At 67.2% G+C, this 7,806-nt stretch carries 9 protein-coding genes; 5 read left to right on the forward strand and 4 right to left on the reverse strand.

The window, feature by feature from the left end:
- A partial coding sequence (locus tag ACIQ3R_RS12395; RefSeq protein ID WP_397418929.1) for a glycosyltransferase family 2 protein occupies positions 1-1,041 on the reverse strand: 1,041 nt, incomplete at its 3' end.
- A gap of 100 nt (positions 1,042-1,141) precedes the next feature.
- Between ACIQ3R_RS12395 and ACIQ3R_RS12400 the strand changes: the two genes are divergently transcribed.
- Together ACIQ3R_RS12400 and ACIQ3R_RS12405 are read left to right on the forward strand one after the other, a co-directional pair.
- The gene (locus ACIQ3R_RS12400) at positions 1,142-1,957 is read left to right on the forward strand and encodes an ABC transporter permease (protein WP_397418931.1); all 816 of its coding nucleotides are present in this window, start codon (positions 1,142-1,144) and stop codon (positions 1,955-1,957) included.
- Complete coding sequence (locus tag ACIQ3R_RS12405) at positions 1,954-2,700, forward strand: ABC transporter ATP-binding protein (protein WP_397418933.1); 747 nt, start codon at positions 1,954-1,956, stop codon at positions 2,698-2,700. The genes ACIQ3R_RS12400 and ACIQ3R_RS12405 overlap by 4 nt, the downstream gene beginning before the upstream one ends.
- Before the next feature lie 181 nt (positions 2,701-2,881).
- Here the strand turns inward: ACIQ3R_RS12405 and hisI are convergent, their stop codons facing one another.
- Entirely contained in the window at positions 2,882-3,271 is a 390-nt protein-coding gene (gene hisI / locus ACIQ3R_RS12410) for a phosphoribosyl-AMP cyclohydrolase (protein WP_397418935.1), read from the reverse strand.
- Positions 3,272-3,314: 43 nt separating this feature from the next.
- Positions 3,315-3,947: a GTP cyclohydrolase I FolE gene (folE, locus tag ACIQ3R_RS12415; protein ID WP_397418937.1), complete on the reverse strand. Its 633-nt coding sequence runs from the start codon at positions 3,945-3,947 to the stop codon at positions 3,315-3,317.
- A 188-nt stretch (positions 3,948-4,135) separates the two neighbouring features.
- Here folE and cysS point away from each other — a divergent pair, with 188 nt between their 5' ends.
- Both cysS and ACIQ3R_RS12425 read left to right on the forward strand, forming a co-directional pair.
- Positions 4,136-5,542, forward strand: coding sequence for a cysteine--tRNA ligase (cysS, locus tag ACIQ3R_RS12420; protein WP_397418939.1), 1,407 nt, complete (start codon positions 4,136-4,138; stop codon positions 5,540-5,542).
- On the forward strand, positions 5,542-6,114 hold the full coding sequence (locus ACIQ3R_RS12425; protein WP_397418941.1) for an SRPBCC family protein: 573 nt from the start codon (positions 5,542-5,544) through the stop codon (positions 6,112-6,114). The genes cysS and ACIQ3R_RS12425 overlap by 1 nt, the downstream gene beginning before the upstream one ends.
- Before the next feature lie 7 nt (positions 6,115-6,121).
- On the opposite strand, the gene ACIQ3R_RS12430 is transcribed toward ACIQ3R_RS12425, so the two are convergent.
- Positions 6,122-6,838 (reverse strand): glycosyltransferase family 2 protein, encoded by a 717-nt coding sequence (locus tag ACIQ3R_RS12430; protein WP_397418943.1) that lies wholly within the window; start codon positions 6,836-6,838, stop codon positions 6,122-6,124.
- A gap of 169 nt (positions 6,839-7,007) precedes the next feature.
- Here ACIQ3R_RS12430 and ACIQ3R_RS12435 point away from each other — a divergent pair.
- Positions 7,008-7,806 (forward strand): ArnT family glycosyltransferase (locus tag ACIQ3R_RS12435; protein WP_397418945.1); only part of this gene is annotated, 799 nt, incomplete at its 3' end.

A 7,806-nucleotide genomic window follows, 5' to 3' on the forward strand; every position in this document is an offset into this window, starting at 1 on the left:
TTCCAGCCCGCGCAGCACGCCCAGATAGGGGTGGATCGGGCGATTGGGCACGTTCAGAACGTCGAAGTTTATCGCCTGCAGCAGGAACTGGGCGCCCAGGATCACCGGCAGGGCCGCCAGCATGACTACGCCCGCCGAGGCGGCCTGGCCGGGTACTCGATTGGCCAGGTAGCTCAGGGCATAGGCGACGCCGAACAGCGAGAAGAACAGGCCAAACACCAGCTCAAGGCTGGCGGCGTTGAAGTCGCGCACAAAGTACTGGCCCACGACCCGTTGGGCGAGGTTGCGCGCATGGCGCCAGGCAAAGGGCCCGATGATCCGGGCGATGCGGATGTTGGAGACCTCGTCGGCGTAGCGCGACGGCATCGGCACATCCCGCACCACGGCCCGGAGCGTACCCAGATGATAAAGCAGGTCGGTCTCGAAGAAAAACCGCCGCGCTACGCGCTTTTCCAGCACCAAGCGCGCCACATTGGCCTCTATGGCGGTGTAGCCGTTGGTGGGGTCGAATATGTTCCAATAGCCGGTCGAGAGCTTGGCCGCGAAACTCAAGAGCGCGTTGCCGATCACCCGCACGGTCGGCATGGCGGTGAGATGGCTGATCGAGGTGAAGCGATTGCCCTTCACGTAGTCGGCCTCGCCCAGCAGGATCGGTGCGACCAGCGGCCCGGCCAGCGCCAGGTCCATCTGGTCGTCGCCGTCGACCTTGACGATCACCCGCGCGCCCCGGGCCACGGCCTCGGCGTAGCCGGCCAGGGTGGCGCCGCCGACGCCCTGGTTCGTCTCCAGCCTCACAACATGGACGCGCGGATCCCGGCACTCGGCTTCGACAAGATCGCCGGAGCGGTCCGGACAGGCGTCGTCGACGCAGATCACCCCACCCATCCAGGGCGGCACGGCGGCCAGCACCTTCAGGATATGATCGCGCACCTTGAAGCAGGGGATCACCAGCCAGACGCCGGCGCCATCAAGCGTCAGACCGCCGGTCGGCGGCGGCGGAGACGGGGCAGTTGAGGGGCGCGCAGGTCGGACCACGGCCATGGGCTAGCATGGAAGCCCCAGGTCGCGCCATCGGGCGGCGTCCTTGCATGGGGGCGCCCCCGCTGGTACCTCGCCGGCTTCCATGGAAGCCGCCACTCACATGCTGCGGACCGGCCAGCGCGGGGCGATGGCCCAGACCCGTCTGGCGGTCCGTGACCTGACCGGCTCCTTCGCGCGGATCGGGCTCGCCTGGTCGCTGGCGACGCATGATGTCGGCTCGCGCTATCGCGGATCGATCCTGGGGCCGTTCTGGATCACGCTGTCCATGGGCCTGATGGTGCTGGGGATAGGGTTTCTCTACGCCAGCCTGTTCAACGCGCCGATCAATACGTTCCTGCCCTACGTGGCCCTTGGGATCGTGTTCTTCGGGGTGATGACCGGGATCATCACCGAAGGCTGCGAGACGTTCGTCCTGGCCTCGGGCATGCTGTCGCAGACTTCGCTTCCGATGTTCACCTTCGTCTGGCGGACGGTGTTCCGGAACCTGATCAACCTCGCGCACCACCTGGTGATCGTGGTCGGCATGCTGGTCTATTTCGGCCAGTGGCGGGAGGCCAACCCCGTCCTGGCGGCGGTGGGCATCCTGCTGATGGTGATCAACGCAGCCTGGCTCTCGATGCTGGTCGGCATCATCTCCGCCCGATTCCGCGACATCCCCCAGATCGTGATGTCGGTGATGCAGTTCGCTATCTTCATGACCCCGGTCTTCTGGCTTCCGGGCCGGTTCGGCGAGCATCAGGCGGTGCTGGACTGGAATCCGTTCTACCATCTGCTGCAGGCGGTCCGCGCGCCGCTGCTGGGTGAGACGGTGGCGGCGAACAGCTATGTCGTGCTGGGCGCCATGGCCCTGATCGGCTGGGGCCTGACCTTTGCCGTGTTCGCCCGAACCCGCCGCCGGATCGTGCATTACCTATGAGCCTGCCATCGATCAGCGTGAAGGACCTAACCATCCGGTTCCCGGTCTACGGCGCCGACGCCAAGTCGCTGAAGAAGGCGCTGGCCCGCGCGGTCTCGGTCGGCGGCGTGCTCGGCCGCCATGCGGGCGTGACGGACGTGACCGCGCTGCAGGGGGTCAATCTGGAACTCAAGGCCGGCGACCGTTTGGGTCTGATCGGCCACAACGGCTCGGGCAAGACCACGCTGCTGCGCGCGCTCTCGGGCGCCTATGAGCCCGACGAGGGGGTGATCGAGGTGCGCGGCCGCATCGCCGCCCTGCTTGACCTCAGCCTCGGCATCGACCCCACGGCGACGGGCCTGGAGAATATCCGCCTGCGCGGCCGCATCGCCGGCCTCTCGGCGCGCGAGATCGAGGCGCGCATGGACGAGATCGCCGAGTTCACGGGCCTGGGGCCCTTCCTCGCCATGCCGGTCAAGACCTATTCCGCGGGCATGCAGGGTCGTCTGGCCTTCGCGGCGGCGACGGCCGTGGAGGCCGATGTTCTGCTGATGGACGAGTGGATCGCGGTCGGCGACGCCGAGTTCCAGAAAATCGCTCACAAGCGGCTGCTGAAACTGGTGGAGCGCGCGGGAATCCTTGTGCTGGCGACCCACGAAGCGCCGCTGCTCAAACTCTACTGCAACAAGGTGATGCGGCTCGACGGCGGCGTCGCCTCGGAGGTTGTGGATATCCGCCAGGTAGACGAGTTGCTGGCGGCTTAGCTCACAGGACTTGTCCTCCCCCAGCGCGGAGCGCGGATCGGGGGAGGTGTCCGCGAAGCGGACAGAGGGGGGGCGATGATCCCGCCCACCGGATCGCACGAGAAGCACAAGGTTTCGAGAGCTTCCCCCCTCCACCGCCTTCGGCGGTCCCCCTCCCCCGATGGGGGAGGACTGGGGACGCCTACCCCCGCACCAGCCGTCCGTCCCGGGCCACGCGGTAGAAGCAGGAGCGCGCGCCGGTGTGGCAGGCATGCCCGTCGCCCTGGGGGCGCACCTTGAGCCAGACGGCGTCCTGGTCGCAGTCGATGCGCAGCTCGTCGACGATCTGCAACTGTCCGGAGGTGGCGCCCTTGTGCCAGAGCTCGTTGCGCGAGCGGCTGAAATAGTGCGCCTCGCCGGTCTGGAGCGTCAGCGCCAGGGCCTCGGCGTTCATCCAGGCCAGCATCAACACCTCGCCGGTCGTGGAGTCGGTTGCGACGGCGGCGATCAGGCCGGCGGCGTCGAACCGGGGGCTGATCACCTCACCTTGTTCCAAAGCGGTCTTGTCGGTGGTGGTGGGAAAGGTGGTCATCCTGGCCTCTCAATCCCTCCATTTCCACGTTCGGGATAGGCGCTCAGCGCTTGTTCACGAAGTCCAGGAACCGCTGGCGCAGCGTCGGGTCGGTTTTGAAGACGCCGGTGAACTGGGTGGTGATGGTGCTCACATGGCGGTGGTGGACGCCGCGGGTGGTCATGCACTGGTGGGCCGCGTCGATCAGCACCGCGACGCCGGCCGGTCGCAGGCTGTCGGTGATGGCGTCACAGATCTGCTGGGTCATGGTCTCCTGGGTCTGGAGCCGGCGAGCGAAGATCTCGACCACCTTGGCCAGTTTGGAGATGCCGACCACGCGATTGGTCGGCATGTAGGCGACATAGGCCTTGCCCAGGAACGGCGCCATGTGGTGCTCGCAGTGGCTTTCCACTTCGATGTCGCGCAGCATGACGATGTCGTCATAGCCCTGCACGTCCTCGAAGGTGCGCGACAGCTCCTTGGCCGGGTCGAGATTATAGCCTTCGAACCATTCGCCGTAGGCGTCGACAACGCGTTTGGGCGTGTCGATCACGCCTTCGCGGCGCGGATCATCGCCTGCCCAGGCGATCAGCGTGCGGACGGCCTCCATGGCCTCCTCGCGGCTGGGGCGCTTGAAGGGCTCAAGGGTTCTATCGTCGGACCCGATCAGGGTTCGGTCGCGAGCGGGAGCGTCCATGGAGAAGCGGGTCTTTCCGGGGCCGAGTTGCGCCGGAGCGAAGGCTCCGGAAATAACGCGTGTCACCCCTGTTCGGTCCGGACGTGGTCTCAATGGCCTCCCGCCCAGGCAATCTGTATATGGGGCGAAAGCCTTAGCGGGCAACCGTTTCCCCGCGTAAACCGAAGACATCCGGCCTGAAGTTCACGATGACCCTGAAGCTCCACGACACGCTGACACGCCAGAAGCGCGCCTTTGTCCCCGACAATCCCGAGCGGGTGACGATGTATGTCTGTGGTCCGACGGTCTACAACTACGCTCATATCGGCAACTTCCGGCCGGTGGTGGTGTTCGACCTGCTGTTCCGGGTGCTGCGGAACCTCTACGGCGAGGGAAATGTCCTCTACGCGGCCAACGTCACGGACGTGGACGACAAGATCAACAAGAAGGCCGCCGACGAGGGCGTCGCCATCCGCGAGGTGAGCGATCGGTATCTTGCGGCCTACAATGCCGACGCCGCGGCGCTCGGGGCCTTGCCCCCGACGTTCCAGCCGCGGGTCACGGAAGCCATGGATGCGATCATCGGGATGATCAGCGATCTGATCCGCCACAACGGCGCCTATGCGGCCGAAGGGCACGTCCTGTTCGACACGCAGGCCTTCCCCGAATACGGCAAGCTTTCGGGCCGGGCGATGGACGAGATGATCGCCGGCGCGCGGGTCGACGTCGCACCCTACAAACGCCACCCGGCCGATTTCGTGCTGTGGAAGCCCTCCAAGGCGGACGAGCCGTCCTGGGAAAGCCCCTGGGGCCCGGGCCGACCCGGCTGGCATATCGAATGCTCGGCCATGATCCAGGACGTCCTTGGCCTGCCCATCGACATCCATGGCGGCGGCATCGACCTGGTGTTCCCTCACCATGAGAACGAGCTGGCCCAAGGCGTCTGCGCCGGGCACGGGCGAGAGTACGCAAAGATCTGGCTGCACAACGGCTTCCTCAACATGGCCGACGAGAAGATGTCGAAGAGCGTCGGCAACGTCGTCCTGGCCCATGACCTGCTGAAGACCTGGCCCGGCGAGGTGCTGCGCTGGGCGCTGCTCAGCGGCCACTACCGTCAGCCGCTGGAGTGGACCGAGGCGCTGCTGGATCAGGCCAAGTCAGCGCTGGACCGACTCTATCGAGTGCTGGACGACAGCGGCCGCTTCCTGGCGGGGCGGACCGCGGCCGGTGGAGATGGCGGCGAGATCGTGCGTGACGCCCTGCTGGATGACCTCAACACGCCCCAGGCTTTTGCTGGGCTGTTCCAGCTCGCCGACCGGGCGCGGCAGGCGGTGATGGCCAAGGATGCGCCCGCCGCCACGGCCGCGCGCGCCGCGCTGCTGGACGCCGGCGGGCTGATGGGCTTCCTTACGGCCGATCCACAGGCTTGGTTCCAGGCTGGCGCCGATGACGACCTCAAGGGCCGGGTCGAAGCGCTGATCGCCGAGCGGGCCGCCGCCCGGGCCGCCAAGAACTGGCCCGAGGCCGACCGCATCCGCGACGCGCTGGCCGCGCTCAACGTGGAGGTGATGGACGGACCCTCGGGCGCCACCTGGCGTGTGCGGGAGAATGCCTGATGACGATGAAGCACAATCCGAACCTGCTGGCCGGACCGATGGGGCGAAAAGGCGGAATGGGACCTCAGATCATGTCACTGAAGACCGAGGGCAAGCCCCCGCCGCCCAAGCCGCCGGGCGGCCTTCGCGTTGAGCACCGGATCGGCGTTCAGGCTCCGCCAGAGGTGATCTGGGAAATCGTCCATGACCTCCCGCGCTGGGCCGAGTGGAACCCGACCTATCCGCGCGCCGAAGGCGCGATCCGGATCGGTGAAACGCTGAGCGTAACATTGGCGTTGCCCGGCCAGCCGCGCCAGGAGCTGAAGCCCGTGATCATGGACTGGGTGCCCAATGAACAGCTCCATTGGCGCCTCAGCATGCTGGGCGGCATGATCCGCACCCTGCGCTACATCGAGATCCAGGCGCTGCATGACTCGGGCTGCATCGTCGACAATGGCGAGCTGTTCGGCGGCCTGATGGGGGTCTCGCTCGGCAAGCGGGTTCGGCCCGCCGTCCGTCGTGGCTTCGAGGCCATGAATGAGGCGCTCAAGGCGCGCGCAGAAGCGATTTGGGCCGAACGCCAGGCGGGCTGAAGCCCAATCAGACCCCGCCGGGATCGCGCGCGCGGCGGATCAGCCACATCACGCCGAGCAGGTCCGACAGCGACGCCCATAGGCGGCCCAGGTTGGTGTACTTCGACTGGCCCGAGCCGCGCGGGCGATGCCCAACCGGACAGAACGCGATTTCGTAGCCCTCACGTCGCATCAGCGCCGGCAGGTAGCGGTGGATATGGTCGAAATAGGGAAGCCGCAGGAACGCCTCGCGCCGAAAGGCCTTGAGCCCGCAGCCCGTGTCGTTGGCGGAATCACGCAGCAATCGCTTGCGCACGCCGTTGCCGACGCGCGAGGCCAGCTTCTTGGCTAAGCTGTCCTGGCGCTTGACCCGCTCGCCGCCGACCATGGCGAGGGACGACGGCCCGGCCAGAAGCGCATCCACGAGCCCGGGCGCGTCGGCAGGATCGTTTTGGCCGTCACCGTCGAGCGTGACGATCACCGGCGCCCGAGCGGCGAGCACGCCGGTGCGGATCGCCCGGCTCTGGCCGGCGTTGCGCGCGTGGGCCAGAAGGCGAAGCGATGGGATCTCGGCTGTAAGTGCGGTCAGCGCCGCGCGCGTGTCATCCCGGCTGGCGTCGTCCACAAACAGGATCTCGATGTTTCGCCCCGCGAACGCGATCGCGATCTCCCGCGCCAGGGCCGGCGCGGCGCCCGCCTCGTCGAACACGGGAACCACCACGGAGATGTCGGGCGCAGAAGCCATGCGCGCTCCATAGAGTACGATGCGATCAGGCGGAATCGTCGGATCGTTGAATCGTGCTCGCCCTTCCAAGAGAGCGCATCTGCTGCATCGCCTTCACAAGGTTCCTTTTGAAGCCGGAAGGCTCCAGCTGAAAAGTCGGCGGGCGGAAGGATCGTGCTATCAGGCGGCGATGTCTTGGAGCGAACGCCTCGATCAGTGGAGCGGCGGCTGGCGCGGGCCCGCGCTGGCGGCGTTTGTCGCGTTTCTGGCAGGCCTGCCGGGGCTGTTCGCCATGCCGGTGCTGGATCGCGACGAGGCCCGGTTCGCCCAGGCGACGGCCCAGATGCTGGAGAGTGGAGACTTCGTCGTCATCCGGTTCCAGGGTGACCCCCGCTTCAAGAAGCCGGCGGGCATCCACTGGCTGCAGTCCGCGTCTGTGGCGAGTCTCTCCAGCGTCGAGGCCCGGGCGATTTGGGCCTACCGGATTCCCTCGCTGTTGGGTGCGATGCTCGCCGCCGCAGCCTGCGCCTGGGGCGCAAGGGCGCTGTTCGGCGCCCGGACAGCGGTAATCGCCGGCGTTCTGCTCGGCGCCACGTTCTTGCTGTCCACCGAGGCTTTCATCGCCAAGACCGATGCGGCGCTGGCGGGAGCCACAACGCTGGCCATGGCGGCGCTGGCCAGACTCTATGCCTCGCGCCGTGGTGGGCCGGCCCTTCGTCCGGCGACGGTGTGGGTTTTCTGGGCCGCGCTGGCGGCGGGAATCCTGATTAAGGGCCCAATTGCCCCGATGGTCGTCGGCCTCTCGCTTCTCGCGCTCGTCATCCTCGAGCGACGCGGTGACTGGCTGGCCGATTTCAAGCCTGTCTGGGGCCTGATCCTGGTCGCCGCGATCGTGGGCCCCTGGGCCGGCGCGGTCACCGTGGCTACGGACGGCGGCTTCTGGACGGAGGCCATCGGAGCCGACCTCGCACCCAAGCTGGCGGGCGGGC

It is taken from the genome of Phenylobacterium sp., from assembly GCF_044371015.1.
Lineage (GTDB): Bacteria > Pseudomonadota > Alphaproteobacteria > Caulobacterales > Caulobacteraceae > Phenylobacterium.

Coding starts and splice junctions, on each gene's coding strand:
- hisI (WP_397418935.1), bottom strand. CDS start 3,271: ATGACCACCTTTCCCACCACCACCGACAAGACCGCTTTGGAACAAGGT.
- ACIQ3R_RS12430 (WP_397418943.1), bottom strand. CDS start 6,838: ATGGCTTCTGCGCCCGACATCTCCGTGGTGGTTCCCGTGTTCGACGAG.
- cysS (WP_397418939.1), top strand. CDS start 4,136: ATGACCCTGAAGCTCCACGACACGCTGACACGCCAGAAGCGCGCCTTT.
- folE (WP_397418937.1), bottom strand. CDS start 3,947: ATGGACGCTCCCGCTCGCGACCGAACCCTGATCGGGTCCGACGATAGA.
- ACIQ3R_RS12405 (WP_397418933.1), top strand. CDS start 1,954: ATGAGCCTGCCATCGATCAGCGTGAAGGACCTAACCATCCGGTTCCCG.
- ACIQ3R_RS12425 (WP_397418941.1), top strand. CDS start 5,542: ATGACGATGAAGCACAATCCGAACCTGCTGGCCGGACCGATGGGGCGA.
- ACIQ3R_RS12400 (WP_397418931.1), top strand. CDS start 1,142: ATGCTGCGGACCGGCCAGCGCGGGGCGATGGCCCAGACCCGTCTGGCG.